Origin of the sequence: Burkholderia sp. BCC1977 (assembly GCF_905339595.1) — a bacterium.
Lineage (GTDB): Bacteria > Pseudomonadota > Gammaproteobacteria > Burkholderiales > Burkholderiaceae > Burkholderia.
In genome coordinates this window covers 58,311-74,552 of record NZ_CAJPGQ010000008.1, presented here as the reverse complement: position 1 = coordinate 74,552, position 16,242 = coordinate 58,311, and the positions used below count along the sequence as shown (strand labels likewise).

Annotated in this window: 16 protein-coding genes; 9 read left to right on the top strand and 7 right to left on the bottom strand. The window is 67.5% G+C overall.

Features of this window, described 5'->3' with window-relative positions; all coding sequences use genetic code 11:
• Nucleotides 1-15: 15 nt before the first annotated feature.
• Complete coding sequence (gene betA / locus U5771_RS09480; protein WP_322023707.1) at nucleotides 16-1,716, top strand: choline dehydrogenase; 1,701 nt, start codon at nucleotides 16-18, stop codon at nucleotides 1,714-1,716.
• 80 nt (nucleotides 1,717-1,796) lie between these two features.
• On the opposite strand, the gene U5771_RS09475 is transcribed toward betA, so the two are convergent.
• The 6 genes from U5771_RS09475 to U5771_RS09450 form a co-directional block, all read right to left on the bottom strand.
• The gene (locus U5771_RS09475) at nucleotides 1,797-2,915 is read right to left on the bottom strand and encodes a hypothetical protein (RefSeq protein WP_322023706.1); all 1,119 of its coding nucleotides are present in this window, start codon (nucleotides 2,913-2,915) and stop codon (nucleotides 1,797-1,799) included.
• Nucleotides 2,916-3,138: 223 nt separating this feature from the next.
• A complete protein-coding gene (locus U5771_RS09470) occupies nucleotides 3,139-3,642 on the bottom strand; it encodes an activator protein (RefSeq protein WP_322023705.1) in 504 nt (167 codons plus the stop codon).
• A 123-nt stretch (nucleotides 3,643-3,765) separates the two neighbouring features.
• Nucleotides 3,766-4,590, bottom strand: coding sequence for an OmpW/AlkL family protein (locus tag U5771_RS09465; protein WP_059534144.1), 825 nt, complete (start codon nucleotides 4,588-4,590; stop codon nucleotides 3,766-3,768).
• A gap of 73 nt (nucleotides 4,591-4,663) precedes the next feature.
• On the bottom strand, nucleotides 4,664-5,917 hold the full coding sequence (locus U5771_RS09460) for a DUF2957 domain-containing protein (RefSeq protein WP_322023704.1): 1,254 nt from the start codon (nucleotides 5,915-5,917) through the stop codon (nucleotides 4,664-4,666).
• Between the two features lie 71 nt (nucleotides 5,918-5,988).
• A complete protein-coding gene (locus U5771_RS09455; protein WP_322023703.1) occupies nucleotides 5,989-7,602 on the bottom strand; it encodes a DUF2957 domain-containing protein in 1,614 nt (537 codons plus the stop codon).
• Nucleotides 7,603-8,225: 623 nt separating this feature from the next.
• The gene (locus U5771_RS09450) at nucleotides 8,226-8,522 is read right to left on the bottom strand and encodes a cupin domain-containing protein (RefSeq protein WP_322023702.1); all 297 of its coding nucleotides are present in this window, start codon (nucleotides 8,520-8,522) and stop codon (nucleotides 8,226-8,228) included.
• A gap of 434 nt (nucleotides 8,523-8,956) precedes the next feature.
• On the opposite strand from U5771_RS09450, the gene U5771_RS09445 reads away from it, so the two are divergent.
• From U5771_RS09445 to U5771_RS09435, 3 genes are all read left to right on the top strand, one after another.
• Nucleotides 8,957-9,901, top strand: coding sequence for an ABC transporter ATP-binding protein (locus U5771_RS09445; RefSeq protein ID WP_322023701.1), 945 nt, complete (start codon nucleotides 8,957-8,959; stop codon nucleotides 9,899-9,901).
• Between the two features lie 5 nt (nucleotides 9,902-9,906).
• Entirely contained in the window at nucleotides 9,907-10,677 is a 771-nt protein-coding gene (locus tag U5771_RS09440; protein ID WP_059534134.1) for an ABC transporter permease, read from the top strand.
• A 152-nt stretch (nucleotides 10,678-10,829) separates the two neighbouring features.
• The gene (locus U5771_RS09435; protein ID WP_322023700.1) at nucleotides 10,830-11,531 is read left to right on the top strand and encodes an MBL fold metallo-hydrolase; all 702 of its coding nucleotides are present in this window, start codon (nucleotides 10,830-10,832) and stop codon (nucleotides 11,529-11,531) included.
• Nucleotides 11,532-11,574: 43 nt separating this feature from the next.
• On the opposite strand, the gene U5771_RS09430 is transcribed toward U5771_RS09435, so the two are convergent.
• Complete coding sequence (locus U5771_RS09430; protein WP_322023699.1) at nucleotides 11,575-11,805, bottom strand: hypothetical protein; 231 nt, start codon at nucleotides 11,803-11,805, stop codon at nucleotides 11,575-11,577.
• A gap of 226 nt (nucleotides 11,806-12,031) precedes the next feature.
• On the opposite strand from U5771_RS09430, the gene U5771_RS09425 reads away from it, so the two are divergent.
• The 5 genes from U5771_RS09425 (at nucleotide 12,032) to U5771_RS09405 (ending at nucleotide 16,167) form a co-directional block, all read left to right on the top strand.
• Complete coding sequence (locus tag U5771_RS09425; protein ID WP_322023698.1) at nucleotides 12,032-12,463, top strand: YciI family protein; 432 nt, start codon at nucleotides 12,032-12,034, stop codon at nucleotides 12,461-12,463.
• Nucleotides 12,464-12,593: 130 nt separating this feature from the next.
• Nucleotides 12,594-13,400, top strand: a complete 807-nt coding sequence (locus U5771_RS09420) for a DinB family protein (protein ID WP_322023697.1) — start codon at nucleotides 12,594-12,596, stop codon at nucleotides 13,398-13,400.
• Nucleotides 13,397-14,128: an alpha/beta fold hydrolase gene (locus U5771_RS09415; RefSeq protein ID WP_322023696.1), complete on the top strand. Its 732-nt coding sequence runs from the start codon at nucleotides 13,397-13,399 to the stop codon at nucleotides 14,126-14,128. Before U5771_RS09420 ends, U5771_RS09415 begins: the two co-directional genes overlap by 4 nt.
• 146 nt (nucleotides 14,129-14,274) lie before the next feature.
• Nucleotides 14,275-15,123 carry an alpha/beta hydrolase gene (locus U5771_RS09410; RefSeq protein WP_322023809.1) on the top strand — a complete coding sequence of 283 codons (849 nt, stop codon included), beginning with the start codon at nucleotides 14,275-14,277 and terminating at the stop codon, nucleotides 15,121-15,123.
• A gap of 144 nt (nucleotides 15,124-15,267) precedes the next feature.
• Nucleotides 15,268-16,167 carry a LysR family transcriptional regulator gene (locus tag U5771_RS09405; protein WP_322023695.1) on the top strand — a complete coding sequence of 300 codons (900 nt, stop codon included), beginning with the start codon at nucleotides 15,268-15,270 and terminating at the stop codon, nucleotides 16,165-16,167.
• Nucleotides 16,168-16,242: the final 75 nt, after the last annotated feature.

The following is a 16,242-nucleotide window of genomic DNA, read 5'->3' as shown; positions in this document are numbered from 1 at the left end:
AGGAGATACCCCGTCATGACGACACGCGAATACGACTACATCATCTGCGGCGCCGGTTCCGCGGGCAACGTGCTCGCGACGCGCCTGACGGAAGATCCGAATGTCACGGTGCTGCTGCTCGAAGCGGGCGGCCCCGACTACCGCTTCGACTTCCGTACGCAGATGCCGGCGGCACTCGCCTATCCGCTGCAGGGCCGTCGCTACAACTGGGCCTACGAGACCGACCCCGAGCCGCACATGGACAACCGCCGGATGGAATGCGGCCGCGGCAAGGGGCTCGGCGGCTCGTCGCTGATCAACGGGATGTGCTACATCCGCGGCAACGCGCTCGACTACGACAACTGGTCGACGCACAAGGGGCTCGAGAACTGGACGTATCTCGACTGCCTGCCGTACTTCAAGAAGGCCGAGACGCGCGACGTCGGCCCGAACGACTATCACGGCGGCGACGGCCCCGTGTCGGTCACGACCAGCAAGCCGGGCGTGAATCCGCTGTTCGAGGCGATGGTCGATGCAGGTGTGGAGGCCGGCTATCCGCGCACCGACGACCTGAACGGCTATCAGCAGGAAGGCTTCGGCCCGATGGATCGCACCGTCACGCCGAAGGGCCGCCGCGCGAGCACCGCGCGCGGCTACCTCGATCAGGCGAAGGTGCGGCCGAACCTCGAGATCGTCACGCACGCGCTCGCCGACCGCATCCTGTTCGACGGCAAGCGCGCGTCGGGCGTCACGTACCTGCGCGGCAGCGAGCGCGCGACCGCGCATGCGCGCCGCGAAGTGCTCGTGTGCAGCGGCGCGATCGCATCGCCGCAACTGCTGCAGCGCTCGGGCGTCGGCCCCGGCGCATGGCTGAAGGCACTCGACATCCCGATCGTGCTCGACCTGCCCGGCGTCGGCCAGAACCTGCAGGATCACCTGGAGATGTACATCCAGTACGAGTGCAAGGAGCCGGTGTCGCTGTATCCGGCGCTCAAGTGGTGGAACCAGCCGAAGATCGGTCTCGAATGGATGCTGAACGGCACCGGCCTCGGCGCGAGCAACCACTTCGAGGCGGGCGGCTTCATCCGCACGCGCGACGACGATCCCTGGCCGAACATCCAGTATCACTTCCTGCCGGTGGCGATCAACTACAACGGCTCGAACGCGATCGAGATGCACGGCTTCCAGGCGCACGTCGGGTCGATGCGATCGCCGAGCCGCGGCCGCGTGAAACTGCGCTCGCGCGATCCGAACGATCATCCGAGCATCCTGTTCAACTACATGGCCGAAGCGCTCGACTGGCGCGAGTTCCGCGATGCGATCCGCGCGACGCGCGAGATCATGCGGCAGCCCGCGCTCGACCGCTATCGTGGCCGCGAGCTGAACCCGGGCGCCGACTGCAAGAGCGACAAGGAACTCGACGCGTTCGTGCGGGCCCGCGCGGAAACCGCGTTCCATCCGTCGTGCTCGTGCAAGATGGGCTATGACGATATGGCCGTGGTCGACGAGGAAGGCCGCGTGCACGGGCTGGAAGGGCTGCGTGTCGTCGATGCGTCGATCATGCCGATCATCACGACCGGCAACCTGAACGCGCCGACGATCATGATCGCGGAGAAGATCGCCGACAAGATCCGCGGCCGCAAGCCGCTTGCGCGCGTGGACGTGCCTTACTTCGTCGCGAACGGCGCGATGGCGCGGAATATCGCGAAGGCGGTGCGGCAGCCGGAAACGGCGTAACCGCGCCAGCGCCCTTCCCCGGGCGCGGCAGCAGCACCCTGCACGGCTCGCGGCGGTTTCGCCGCGAGCCGTCTTTCATTTCAGCGGACGCTTTCGCCGCCCGTACTGAAGCGCGTGATCGCCGCCACGCTCGGCCGCACGCGCTTTGCGCGCACGATCGGATTCGATCGCGACGTCAGGCTCATCGCACCGCGCAGACGCTCGAACGCGCTGTCCTCCTTCATCCCGAAGCGGCCGACCGCCGGCCACGCGAGCGCTTCATCGAGCCACGCCTGCCACGCGTCGCCGTGAAAGCAGCGTGCGAATTCGCGCACCCTGTCCGGCGCCGCGATCACGATGCCCGCCAGCAGGTAATACGCCCAGAAGCTGCCCGCGCCGACGAGCCGGTCGAGCCGGCACACGGACACCGCCGCCAGCAGGCCGTCCACCGACGCGAGATCGGTGCGTCGTTCGCGAATCGCGCGCGCAACGAGATTGTGCCGGCCGCCGTACGCGGCGAAGGAAATCCCCTTCCCGGCGGCCAGCTCCGCGCAGAACATCGCGAGCGCGGCCATCTCGTCGAGGCGCGCGGCATCGTCGCGCGGCCCGCAGACGCGCAGCACGATCGCGTCGATGATCGCCCCGGGGCGGGCCGACGGCGCCACGCAGGCCGCCACGACGGCCGCGTGTCGTTCTCTCAGGTTCTTCGCAAGCGGCGCTTCGTCGTTCTCGGGCGGTTCTCGCCCTTCGGGCGCGTCGGCCTCTTCGCCGCCGGGTGCGACGCCGCCGGCAATCCGCTCGAGCGCGGTCCAGCCGTCGTTCGGATCGTCGAAGGCCCACGCATCGATGAAGCCGTGCGCCGCGTCGAATACCGCGCGTGACCCCGGGCAGCGCCACTCGGCGTGCGCGAGCTGCCGGGTGTCGGGAACGTGCGTGCAGGCGCCGAGCGGATCCGTCGCATCGCACGCGCAACCGCCGCCGTCCGTAGCAAGCCACGGCGCGAGTTCGTGCAGCACGGCGATCGCTTCGTGCGACAGGTTCACGCCGGCTCGCACGCGTGCCGCGCGCGACGGCAGGACCACCGTTGCACCGGCGTCGTCGGTCGCCACGCAAGACGCTTCGTTCAGATGTTCGATCAGGTACTGCAGCCACGCGGCCGTGCGCAGCCGGTCAGGCGTCGCACCGCGGGCATCGCCATACTTCGCTGGGTCGGTGAGCATGGGTGGTCCGTAATGATTGTCTTGTGTCGTCCTGATCAGGCGGCACGGTGCGTCGCACCGGCCCCCTGCATGGCCGCCCGCCCCGGATCGCGAAGCAGGCGGCCAGCCGGTCGTCACGCCGATACGCGCGACGACGCGAATGCATCGCGAAACCGGAACGCCCGCCGCGCATCCTTGCACGGCCCTCGTCCATGGCGGGCGCCCGGCCTCGATCACACGACGCTTACTGCACGTGGAACTTCGGCGACGTGGCGACCGTGCCGCTGACCGTACAGTCCGGCGTCAGCACCGAGTTGTTGAACGTCAGCGACGAGTTCGGATCGCTCCACGTCGTCACGACCTTGCTCGGGCCGCAGGTGCCGAGCAGCGTGACGTTCACCTTCACGTTGTTGATCGACAACTGCGTCATGCTGTCGGCCTGCCCCGTCCACGGCGCCGCGCTGGTCGCGCTGCCGCTGATCAGGCCGCACGTCGCGCCGCCCGTGAACGTCGTCGACGTGATGTTGACGATACCCGTCGAGGAGATCGTGCCGTTGAACGTCGCGTTGCACGTCGCGTTGATCGTCCCCTTGGCCAGGACCGTGAGGCCCGTCGCGGAGAACGGCTCCCCATTCGGGTTCATGGCGTGCCCGTCGGCACGCGAAACGGTCACGGCGAAAGCAGGCGCGGCCGACACCGCGGTGAATGCCACTGCAGCAACAAGCGATACGATTTTGCGAATGCTCATTTGAACTGCCCCCTCTCTCTTCACAAATGGCGGTACCCCGCCAGGAACGCGACGCCCCGGCCGGCTTGGCCCGGCCGCTCGGTCGCAGGAAGCCGCCGGCGCGCGTGCTGCGCGCCGGACGGCTCAGAACTTGTAGGAAATCCCGACGAACGTGATCAGCGGATCCGCCTTCAGCCGCGTGCGCGTGGTCGCGAGCGTCGAACCGTCGGCGGCCTTGATCACGAGCGACGAGTAGGTCTTCAGCGGCATGTAGGTCAGCGTCGCCGTGAGCCCCCAGTGCTTGTCGATCGCATAGCTCGCGCCGACGTTGTAGACCGGCGTGAACGACGACGATGCCTTGCCCTCCACCGACGTCGGCCCCGGCTTGCCGGCGCCGGCCGCGAGCACGCTGCCGAGGTTCTCGTTGATGTCCTTCGCGAAGTTGCCGTTCAGTTCGATGTTGCTGAACCAGCTGTAGGCCACGCCGATCCCGACGAACGGCCGGAACTTCGCGGTCGGGGCATTGAAGTAGTACTGCAGAATGATCGTCGGACTCCATTGCCGTGCGTTCTTCACGGCCGGCTGGTTCGACGGGTTGTCCATGTTGACGCTGCCGAGCGAGCCGGCCGGGCCCGGCGGCCGGATCACGCCGTGCCCGGTCAGCGTGAACTCGGGCGGCACGCCGAGCACCGACGTCACCGCGATATGGTCGGTGAAGAAGTGCGTGAGCGTGAGGCCGACCGTATCGGCGTTGTTGACCGTCAGGCTCGTGCCCGGCGACGTGAACGATCCGGGCAGCCGCAGCGGCCCGTTGATCGGCATGCTGGCGAGATTCGTCGTCAGCCCGTTGGTCGAATCCTGCGGCATGATGTGCAGCCAGCCCAGCGTCGCGACGTTGTCGCCCGCCTGCTGGGCCGATGCGAGCGTCGACACGCCTGCGACGACTCCCGCGACAATCAGCTTCTTCATCGAGTCTCCCCCTCATTCTGTCCGGGCGCCGCGCACCTGCACGCGGCGCCGCCGTGTCTCCATCCACGCGCGGTCACTGCACGTACGCGCCGACCGTGAAGTACGGATTGCTCGTATCGGCCATGTCGAGGAACCCGAACACGCCGCCGGTGAACACGAACTTGCCGGTCGCCGGCCCCGACGCCGCATCGGCATGCACGGTCGTCACGACACCCGGCACCTTCTGCGTGTAATCGAGGTTCAGCGCACGCGTGAGCGCGGCCTGCGACGCGTTGAACGGATCGAGCAGCGTCGCCTGCGCGCCGACCAGTGCGGTCGCGCGGTAGTTGAATGCGCTGTCGACGCCCGTGTACTCGCCGTTCTGCGAGCCCGGCGCGATCGCCGCCTGCGGGCCCAGGAACGAGATGCCGGACTCGTCGTCGGCGCTCGGCGGGCCCTGCGTGAGGTCCGCGTTCGCGGCACCGGTGCGGATGAAGACCGGCACGAGCTGGTTGCGCAGCTTGCCGACGATCATGATTCCCTTGCCGGCTTTCGCCGGATCGAGCGCGGCAAGCGTCGGCGGAATCTGCGGCTGGTAGTTCAGCGACTGGAACGCCGGCGCATCCGGGCGCAGCGTGAACGGCTGGTTCACGGTCGCGCTCGACGCGAGCGGCTGCCCGCCGTTCTTCTTGCCGAAGTTGTCGGTCTCGACGTAGCTGCCGTCCGCGTGGATCGTCACCTGCTGGTCGAGCGCCACCGGCTGGAAGTTCTGCGACGGCACCTGGTGGTAGCCGAGCTGGTTGTACGTGCCGGCGATCTTCGACAGATCGGTTTCGAGCGACGAGAAGCTGATGAACGGGTAGTACGGGAACGTCGTCTTCGGAATCCTGCCGACGCCGATCACGCCGTCGAACTGGATCGTCGCGCCGGGAATCGCGCCGCCCAGCACGCCTTCGCCGAGGAACAGGCGAGCCGGCCGGCTCGGGTCGAGGCTCGCGTTCTGCATCCGGAACGTGCACTGGTTCAGCTTCACGGTCGGCAGGCCCGTCTCGTCGGTCAGCGTGCCGTCGACGACGTTGGCCGGCGCCGTGTCGCGCGTCGGCTGCACGGTGCCGGCGGTGGTCGGCACCGGCGACGCGAGGTAGGTCATCCGGTACGTCATCTTCGTCGTGTCGAGCTGCACCTTCACGAGCTCGCCCGAACCGGACCCGCCGATGAACACCGTGTTGTAGTCGATGGCTTGCGGGCACAGCCGGACCACCGGCGCGGGCGGCGGGTCGCCGTCGCCGCCGCAGGCAACCAGCACGGGCGCGAGCGACGCCGCGGCCATCCAATGCTTCACATTCATAGGAATCCTCTTGAATTTCGCTTCGCCGGCGGCGACGCGTGCGCCGCCGGTGTTCCGGGTTCAGTCCGCCGTTACTGGACGAACGCGCCGACCGTGAAGAACGGGTTGACCTTGTTGTTGTTGACGACCATCGCGTAGACGTTCCCGGCCGTCACGAGCCAGCCCGTGTCGCCCTTGCCGAAGATCGCCACGTTGCCGTTCGCCCCCTTCGCGTTGAAATCCTGCGAGGCCGTGACCTTGATCTTGCCGGGCGTGGCCTGCGTGTAGTCGAGCGCGAACTGCGACGTGACGGACGACGTCTGCGGGTCGATGAACGCCGCGGTGGCGCCCTGGAACAGCGTCGACGTGTAGTTCGCGGCCATCGTCGACACGGCGGTGCCGTCGTTGCAACTGCCGGCCTGTGCCAGGAAGAAGGTGCCGTCGAAGGTGCCGGGCAGATCCGGATGCGGGATGTTGTTGTTGAAGCTCGGCCCCGACGTCGCGATCGCGAACGTCGCGGTGCTGGGTGCCACGACACCGCACGCCGACGCGCTCGTTGCACCGATGAAGCCGCCTTTCAGCGAATTGGCCCCGACGGCCGTGGTCCGAGACAGCATCGAGATCCCCACTTCGGCATCGGCGACCGACGCCAGCAGGTTGCTCGCGTCGATATGCGTGTAGCCCACGCGGATCACGATCGGCACCAGCACGCCGTTCAGCTTGCCGACGATCATGATGCCCTTCGCCTGGCTCGGCGCCGCAATCACGATCGCCGAGCCCTGCCCCGCGAACGGATACACGACGGTGCCGCCCGCGTTCGCCACCGCGTTGCTCACGAACACGTTGTCGGACGAACCGTCCGTGTTCTTGCGCAACGCCCACGGCGTCCCGGTCGTCTGACACGAGTAGTCGCTGCCTGCCGTGATGGTGCACGAGCCATCGGCATTGAACGTCTGGTTCCAGTTGACGACATCGGGTTGCCAGCCGACGGCCCCCGTGCTGCTCTGTGCGCTGCCGCCGACCGGCGACAGGTGGATGCCGAGTTCGGTGTAGTTGCCCGCGACTTTCGTGAAGTCGGTTTCGGTGTCGGTGAAGCCGATGAACGGATAGAAATCGAAGGTACGCGACGGTACGGTGCCGAGCACGAGACCCGGGAACGGCTCGAGACCGGCGAACGCGATCGTCGCGCCCGGAATCCCGCCGCCGACCACTCCATTGCCGACGAACAGCATCGGCGGGTCCGCGCGATTGATCGTCACCGCATACGCGCCGTCGCTCGTCGCGCCGCTGTCGAGCACGAACGCGCAGCGGTTCTGCTCGGCGGTCGGCAGATTGGCCGGATGGTGGAACGCGCCGCTGATCGTCAGGCCCGCACGCGTGTTGTTGACCTGCCCCGCCGACGTCGGCACCGACGACTCGATGAACTGCATCTGGTAGGTGAGCTTCGTCGTATCGAACTTCACCTTCACGTATTCGCCGCTGCCGGAACCGCCCGTGTAGGTCGTCGTGTAGTCGAGCGAATCCGGACACAGCTTCGTCACGACGGGCGGCGTCGTTTCGGCGCCGCTCGGCCCGCATGCGCTGCCCGAGCACTGCGGCACGTTGATCGGGCCCGGATCGTCGCCGCCGCCGCAACCGGCGACGAACGGCAGCGCCAGCACGGCGCACGACAGGATCGCCTTCCGCCATTCAGGAATGCAAAACATCAACCCCTCCTTTTGAGGTACGACAAGTCTCGCCCGGACGGGCTGCGTGGCCCGCCGGTTGGTATCGCGCCGTCGCGACGACGCGCGGCGCATGACGATGCGCGCAATGCGCGCCGCGTTGCCGGTCAGGCAAATGCGATCAGGACCGCCGCGGCAGGCAAGCGCCATCCGGCAGCGCCGTCATGCGGCACGGCGCCATCGGAGCAATCGAAACGGAATGGGGAGCGTCGCTACAGCGGCAACGCGATGCGATGACGCAGGCACGCGACTCGCGTCGCGCCCGCGTCCGGCGAAAAGCAGGGAAACGGCAGTCCGGCTGGCCCCTCGGATGGGCGTCTCATGGTGTGGTCTCCATACGTACGCTTGATTCGTTATCGTGATGCGTCGTTTGTCGAGACTATGATCGGACGATACGCACAAGTAAATGGATGCAGAGTTCCAAACGCGCCGAACCGCGCGATCCTAGTGCGTGCATGATGTTTGACAGTTTTTCAAACAGCCTTCAATTTATTTGCTCAGACAAATACCCGAGCTGTATGACGCGCGTTTGAATGACGGCGGTCAACCCGCGCGCGGCCCGGCGGACAGGCCGCCGGCGGCCACACGCATGCCGCGGCGCAACCTTACACGTCGATGATCGCGAGCGTGCCGTGGCTGCCCGGCAGCACCGCGTGGCGCGTGCCGGCGGCCGCGAGATACATCTGCCCGGCCTCCACCACCACCGTCCGCGCGTCGACTTCGAGCATCAGCCTGCCGTCGAGCACCAGCAGCCCTTCGTTGTAGTCGTGCACTTCCGCTTCGTACGGCTGCGCGTCCATGCGCAGCACCTTGATGCGGGCCGGCCCGACTTCGCCGACGATCGTGGATTGCCATGCAACGGCCTGCGCGGCCGCGACGGACTTGAAATCGATCAAAGACATGCGCACCGCTCCGGGAACGTGAGAGGAACGCATTATCGCGAGCGCGGCGCACGCCGTCCCGGTACGGCGCGGCGCGGCGCCGATCGGGCAGCACAGTCGCCGGCCGCCCGCCCCGCCGTGACGCGCAAGCGCGATCGCCGTCCGATCGCCCGAAAACCGCGCGCATTGTTCAACCGATTCCAATAAAGCACCACTTTATTGAATCGATCGCACGCATTTCATGCAAATCCGGCGCCGGCATCACATCTCCTTTCCTTCGAAATGCATTTCCATCTTCCGATTGCTAATATGGCGGTCCTGCGATCCCGCACCACAACGCCGTTCGACATGACGCCCGTTCGCCATGCCGCACCCGACACCGGCCGCTTCGCCGCGGCGGCACCGGGCACGCGCGGCGCGCGGCGTCGGACCGACCGGCCGTGCCATCCGTGAGCATGCAACCGATCCTTTCCGTCTCCGACCTCTCCAAGACTTACGCGTCCGGCTTCCAGGCGCTGAAGCACGTGACCCTCGACATCCGCCCCGGCGAGATCTTCGCGCTGCTCGGGCCGAACGGCGCGGGCAAGACCACGCTGATCGGCTCGATCTGCGGCATCGTCACGCCAACCGAAGGCCGCGTGACGGTCGGCGGCCACGATATCCGCGATCAATACCGCGCGGCCCGCGAAATGATCGGCCTCGTGCCGCAGGAACTGACGACCGATGCGTTCGAAACCGTCTGGGCGACCGTGTCGTTCAGCCGCGGCCTGTTCGGCAAGGCGCCCGATCCCGCGCACATCGAGAAGACGCTGAAGGCACTGTCGCTGTGGGACAAGCGCGACAACAAGCTGATGACGCTGTCGGGCGGCATGAAGCGCCGCGTGATGATCGCGAAGGCGCTGTCGCACGAGCCGCGCATCCTGTTCCTCGACGAGCCGACGGCCGGCGTCGACGTCGAACTGCGCCGCGACATGTGGAAGCTGGTCGACTCGCTGCGCGAAAGCGGCGTGACGATCCTGCTGACCACGCACTACATCGAGGAAGCCGAGGAAATGGCCGACCGGATCGGCATCATCCTCGGCGGCGAGCTCGTGCTCGTCGAAGAGAAGCGCGAACTGATGCGCAAGCTCGGCAAGAAGCAGCTGACCGTGCAGCTCGACCATCCGCTCGCGACCGTGCCGTCCGATCTCGCCGCGTTCGGGCTCGAACGCGCGGACGACGGCGCCGCGCTCGTCTACACCTACGACTCGCAGCGCGACGACGCGAGCATCGCGAAGCTGATCAACGCGCTCGGCTCGGCCGGCATCGGCTTTCGCGACCTGCATACGACGCAGAGCTCGCTCGAGGACATTTTCGTCAGCCTGATCGACAACCGCCGCAACGGCGTACAAGGGGCGTAACGCACATGGCGAACTGGAATTTCCACGGCATCCGCGCGATCTACCGCGCCGAAATGGCCCGCACGCGCCGCACGCTGATGCAGAGCATCATCGCGCCGGTGATCTCGACGTCGCTGTACTTCGTCGTGTTCGGTTCGGCGATCGGCTCGCGCATCAGCGACGTCAACGGGATCGGCTACGGGTCATTCATCGTGCCGGGCCTCGTGATGCTGTCGCTGCTGTCGCAGAGCATCTCGAACGCGTCGTTCGGCATCTATTTCCCGCGCTTCACGGGCACGATCTACGAGATCCTGTCCGCGCCCGTGTCGTACTGGGAGATCGTGATCGCGTATGTGGGCGCGGCCGCGTCGAAGTCATTGCTGCTCGGGCTGATCATCCTCGCGACGGCCGGCCTGTTCGTGCCGCTGCACATCCTGCATCCGTTCTGGATGGTGCTGTTCCTCGTGCTGACGTCGATCACCTTCAGCCTGTTCGGCTTCGTGATCGGCATCTGGGCCGACAGCTTCGAGAAGCTGCAGCTCGTGCCGCTGCTGATCATCACGCCGCTCACGTTCCTCGGCGGCAGCTTCTATTCGGTCGACATGCTGCCGCCCGCGTGGCGCATCGTCACGCTGTTCAACCCGATCGTCTACCTGATCAGCGGCTTCCGCTGGTCGTTCTACGGGCTGGCCGACGTGCACGTGGGGATCAGCCTCGCGGCGACCTCGCTGTTTCTCGCGATCCTGCTCGCGATCGTCGCGTGGATGTTCCGCACCGGCTACAAGCTGAAGAACTGACGCGCCGCGCGCCGCGGGGGCGCCCCGGTTCGCGGATCCGGGGCAGCGCTGCTAGACTGAACCGGAAGATCGACTGCCGCCGTCTGCCGCACTGCAACGCGCGGTGCGCGGGCGGCGCGGCGCCCGCTCCCTTCCCTGCGCGAGGATCCCCGATGAGCGCCTCCCGAATCGACGTCGTCCGCGACGGCCTGTTTCGCGCCACGTCCTACGTCGACACGCTGAACCTGAGCTTCAGCCAGTTCTTCGTACGATCGCCGCACGGCAGCGTGCTGTGCGTCGAAACGGGCACCCGTTCCAATTTCACGCAACTGAGCGCGGCGCTCGACACCGTCGGCATCGCGCCGTCGATGGTCGGCAGCGTGATCGTCCCGCACTTCGAGGCCGACGAAATGGGCGCGCTGCCCGATTTCCTCGCGGCCAACCCGGCGCTCGTCGCGTACGGACATCCGATGTGTACATGGGGGCTTGCCGACCTGTTCGGCGTGCGCGCGGTTCCACTGAAGGACGGCGAGCCGGCGACGCTGTCGGGCATTGACGTCGTGCCGGTCTTCACGAAGCACGTGCATCAGTGGGATGCGCTCGTCGTGTATCTGCCGGCGTACAAGGCACTGCTGTCGTCGGACATCCTGATGCGCTTCGGCAGGGAGGAGACCGACGACCCGCTGCCGGCGATCCTCGACGCGATCACGCGCTCGGACTACCTGCCGTCGCTCGCGCACTTCGCGAGCGCGCTGCGCCGCATCCAGGCGCTCGATCTCGACATCATCCTGCCGATGCACGGCCCGGCGATCACGCACGACATTCCGCGTGTGATCGCCGGTGTGATCGCTCATTGCGAAGCGGCCGCGGCGTAGCGCACGCGCTACCGCGTGCGCGCCGCCGGCTGCCCGTCGCCGGTCAGGCGCCGGTCACGACGAATTCGGCGGACGCCTTGCTCTGGATCGCCGCCATCACCGCGAGTTCGCGCTTGCTGCGCGGCTCGCCGGACACGACGCCCGTCGCATGCTTGGCCTTCGCGCCGAGCGGAAAGAACACGAACGACGCGCCGGCCGGCGCATCCGGCTCGGCTCGCAGGCGCTTGTTCAGAATCTTCAGGTACTTTTTCTTCGAGATTTCCTTCGTTGCCATGGCGCCCTCCACATGAACGTAATGCTGATCAGCATACCAGTTTTGACCGGCGGCTCCGGCGCGCCGCCGCACGATCGGCCTGCACTGGAATCGGTCATCGAAATTCTTTGCGCGCGATGTCGATTCGCGCAATCGTCACGCGTCGTAGTGTCGTAACCGATCGATTTGCCGTCCGCACGGCCGGCCGATCGCGGATTTCCCCTGTCCCGTTCAAGGAGTCGCAACAATGCGCGTCATGGTGATCGTCAAGGCCACGGCCTTTTCCGAATCGGGCACGATGCCCGATACCGAACTGCTGACCGCGATGGGTCAGTACAACGAGGCACTCGTGAAGGCCGGCGTGATGCTCGCCGGCGAAGGGCTGCACCCGAGTTCGCGCGGCAAGCGCGTGCATTTCTCCGGCAAGGACCGGACCGTCATCGACGGTCCGTTCGCCGAGACCAAGGAACTGATCGCCGGCTACTGGCTGTGGCAGGTGAATTCGATGGAAGAAGCCGTCGAATGGGTCAAGCGCTGCCCGAACCCGATGCCGACCGAATCGGACATCGAGATCCGCCAGGTCTTCTCGCCCGAGGACTTCGGCGAGGCATTCACGCCGGAGCTGCAGGAACAGGAAGCGCGGCTGCGCGCGGAGATGGACGGCAAGCACGACGCATGAGCCGGCCCGGCCGGGTGCCGCCGCGGGATCGACGCGCGCGCCCCGGCCGAATCCTCCGAACAAATGGTTTGACGCCGCGTCGCCGAGTAACGTATCGTTTTGTCACGTTACTCGGCGAGGCCTTGTCGTCATGCATTCCCGTTTCGACCGTTTTCGCGCGACGCCGCTCGGCGCGCAGCTCGAAGCGCTGATCGCGCAGCCCGAGCGCTATGTCGAATTCGCGGCGCTGTCGCGGGTCGGCGTCGCCGCGATCGGCGCGATCCAGCACGAGATCGCGCGCAAATTCCCCGAAATCGAAGCCGATACGACCGCCCGGCAGTTCTGCGGCGCGATGGTCGCCGACGTGATGCGCCGCCACGGGCACGACGTCGTGCAGGCGCGCGGCCGGATCGCCGGCGCGCTGTTCAGCTATGGCGCCGTATTCAGCGCGTATCCGCAGGTGCTGCCGTTCCCGGACGTCGTCGCGGCACTGGCCGCACTGCCGGTGCGGATCGCCGCGTATGCCGCGCACATTCCCGCCGCGCTCGTCACGCGCCGCCCCGCCGGCACGGGCTTCTCGCTCGTCGAACATGCGTGCCACCTGCGCGACCTCGACGCGGTGTTCGCCGAACGCATCGCGGTCGTGCGCACGCACGAACACCCGGTGATCGCGTCCGTCGACGGCACGGCGCTGGCCGCGCAGCGCGATTACCTGGCACAGCCGCTCGACCGCGCGCTTGGCGCATTCCGCATCGGGCGCGCCGCGCTGTGCGCGACCGCCGCCGCGCTGCAACCGTCGGAACTCACGCGTTGCGGATTGCGCGACGGCATCCGCCGGATGTCGCTCGACGAACTCGTGCGCGAACTGCTCGACCACGATCGCACGCACGTGCTCGAACTCGACGAACTGCTCGCCGAACTCGAATTGCCGCCCCTTTCCTCGTCGACCGCCCAATGAGCCAGCCCACCCCGCCCGTCGTCTTCATCCACGGTTTCATCGGCACGTTCGACGTGCCCGAATGGCCCGGCCCGCATCTCGCACCCGACCTGCTCGGCTACGGCATCCATCGCGGCGCGCCGGTCGACGCGATCACGCTTGCCGCGCAGGTCGAGCATGTGCGGCAGGCCGTCGCCACGCACTACGGCACGCAGCCGGTCGATCTCGTCGGTCACTCGGTCGGCGGCGCGATCGCGATGCTGTTCGCCCATGCCCATCCGGCGCGCGTGCGCCGGATCGTCAACCTCGAAGGCAACTTCACGCTCGACGACGCGTTCTGGTCGGCGTCGGTCGGCCGCCTGTCGCCCGCGCAGGCCGACGCGATGCTCGACGGCCTGCGCGGGGATCCGGCCGGCTGGCTGCGCGGCGCGATCGACGATCCGTCGCCGCGCCAGCTCGGCGACGCGCACCGCTGGCTCGCGCATCAGCCGGCATCGACGCTGCGCGCGATGGGACGCTCGGTCGTCGCGACCACGGGCGAACCCGGTTATCTGCAGGCGCTCTCCGACGTTTTCGAGCGCCATCCGGTGTGGCTCGTCGCGGGCGAACGCTCGCGCGCGGGCTGGCATGTGCCGGACTGGGCGCTCGCGCGCGCGGCCGGCTTCGAGACGATCGGCGGCTGCGGACACCTGATACCGGCCGAGCAGCCCGCCGCGTTCCGGGAGACGCTCGCGCGCTGTCTCGGGTGACGCGAGCGGCTGCCCGGCGGCGCGCCGGCCACCTGACAACTCGTAGGATTCGTCGAAATTTGGCTGAAAGGCGCGGTTGCTAGAGTCGCCATACAGGGTTTTCCCGATGCCCGACTGCCGAACGGAAACGACACATGCGAGGCTCCATGAACCTGGTACGCACGTTCTGGCTACTGCTGCTGCTCGCCGTCGCGGGCCCGGCCCTCGCCTATCAGGCGCGGGTCGTCGCGATCCCGAGCATGGCGATGAACGAGACGCTGAAGGCGACCGTCGTGCTGCCGGACGACTACGCGCGCCTGCACCACGGGCCTGAACGCGCCGTCGAACGCTTTCCGGTCGTCTACCTGCTGCACGGCTCCGGCGGCGACCACACCGACTGGACCGCGAACACGCGCATCGCCGCGCTGGCCGATCGCTATCACGTGATCCTGGTGATGCCCGACGGCGGACACGAAAGCTGGTACATCGACAGCCCGTTCGACTCGGGCAGCCGCTACGAAACTTTCGTCGGCGACGAAGTCGTGTCCTATGTCGACGGTCATTTCAGAACGATCGCGGCGAAAGGCGCGCGCGCGATCACCGGGCTCAGCATGGGCGGCTTCGGCGCGCTGCGCATCGCGCTCGACCGGCCCGACACGTTCGGCGCGGTCGGCAGCATCAGCGGCGCGGTCGATCCGCGCTGCTGCGAGGACGAGCCCGGCATCGACCACGTGTTCGGCGATCCCGGCCGCCATCCGTCGTTCTGGAACCGCAACGCCATCGTCGAAAGCGCGCGCGCGTTCGTCCGTGCGCATCTCGACCTGACGATCGACTGCGGCCGCGACGACTCGTTCGTCAGCTCGAACCGCACGCTGCATCAACGACTCGTCGCACTCGGCGTGCCGCACGACTATGCGGAGCGTCCGGGCGGTCACACGTGGGACTACTGGGCGCATGCGATCCGCTACCAGATGCAGTTCTTCGCGACGTCGTTCCAGCACGGCGGCTACGCGTAGGATCCGCACACTCGCATCGCACGTCATCCGGCCGGCGTGACGCGGGCAACCTGACGCACGCTGCACCGCCGCGCCCGTGCGCCGCCGCATCGTACGGCGGGCCCGATGGTAGGATGCGCAGGCATCGACCATCCGACTTCCACCATGCCGCGCGACAACTTTGCGGACCTGCTCGCCTTCATCGCCGTCGCGCGCGAGCGCAGCTTCACACGCGCGGCCGCCCGGCTCGGCGTGTCGCAATCCGCCCTCAGCCATACGATCCGCTCGCTCGAGACACGTCTCGGCGTGCGGCTGCTCACCCGCACGACGCGCAGCGTGGCGCCGACCGAAGCCGGCGAGCGCCTGTTGCTCAACCTCGCGCCGCGCTTCGACGAAATCGAGGCCGAGCTGTCCGCGCTCGCCGAGCTGCGCGACAAGCCGGCCGGCACCGTGCGCATCAACGCGACCGACTTCGTGATCCGCACGCTGCTGTGGCCGAAACTCGCGCCGATCCTGCGCGACTACCGCGACCTGAAGGTCGAGTTCGTCACCGACTACGGGCTGTCCGACATCGTCGCGGAACGCTTCGACATCGGCGTGCGGCTCGGCGACCAGGTCGCGAAGGACATGATCGCGGTCCGCATCTCGCCCGACCTGAAAATGGCGATCGTCGGCGCGCCCGCGTATTTCGCGGAACGCGAGCGGCCCGCGACGCCGCAGGATCTCGTCGCGCACGACTGCATCAACCTGCGCCTGCCGACGCACGGCGCGCTGTACGCGTGGGAACTCGCGCGCGGCGACGACACGCTGCAGGTGCGTGTCGACGGCCAGGTCACGTTCAACGGCACCTACGAAATGCTCGACGCGGCGCTCGCCGGCTACGGCCTGGCCTACGTGCCGGCCGAACTCGCGGCGCCGCACGTCGCCGCCGGCAGGCTCGTCAGCGTGCTCGACGACTGGTGTCCGACGTTTCCCGGCCACCACCTGTACTACGCGAGCCGGCGGCAATCGTCGCGCGCCTTCGCGCTGATCGTCGACGCGCTGCGCCATCCCGGCCATTCATGAACCGGATCGATAAGTGCATGCGCATTCCTGGGGATTATCGATAAGCGCGTCGGTGGCTACCATCGTCGATGTCTT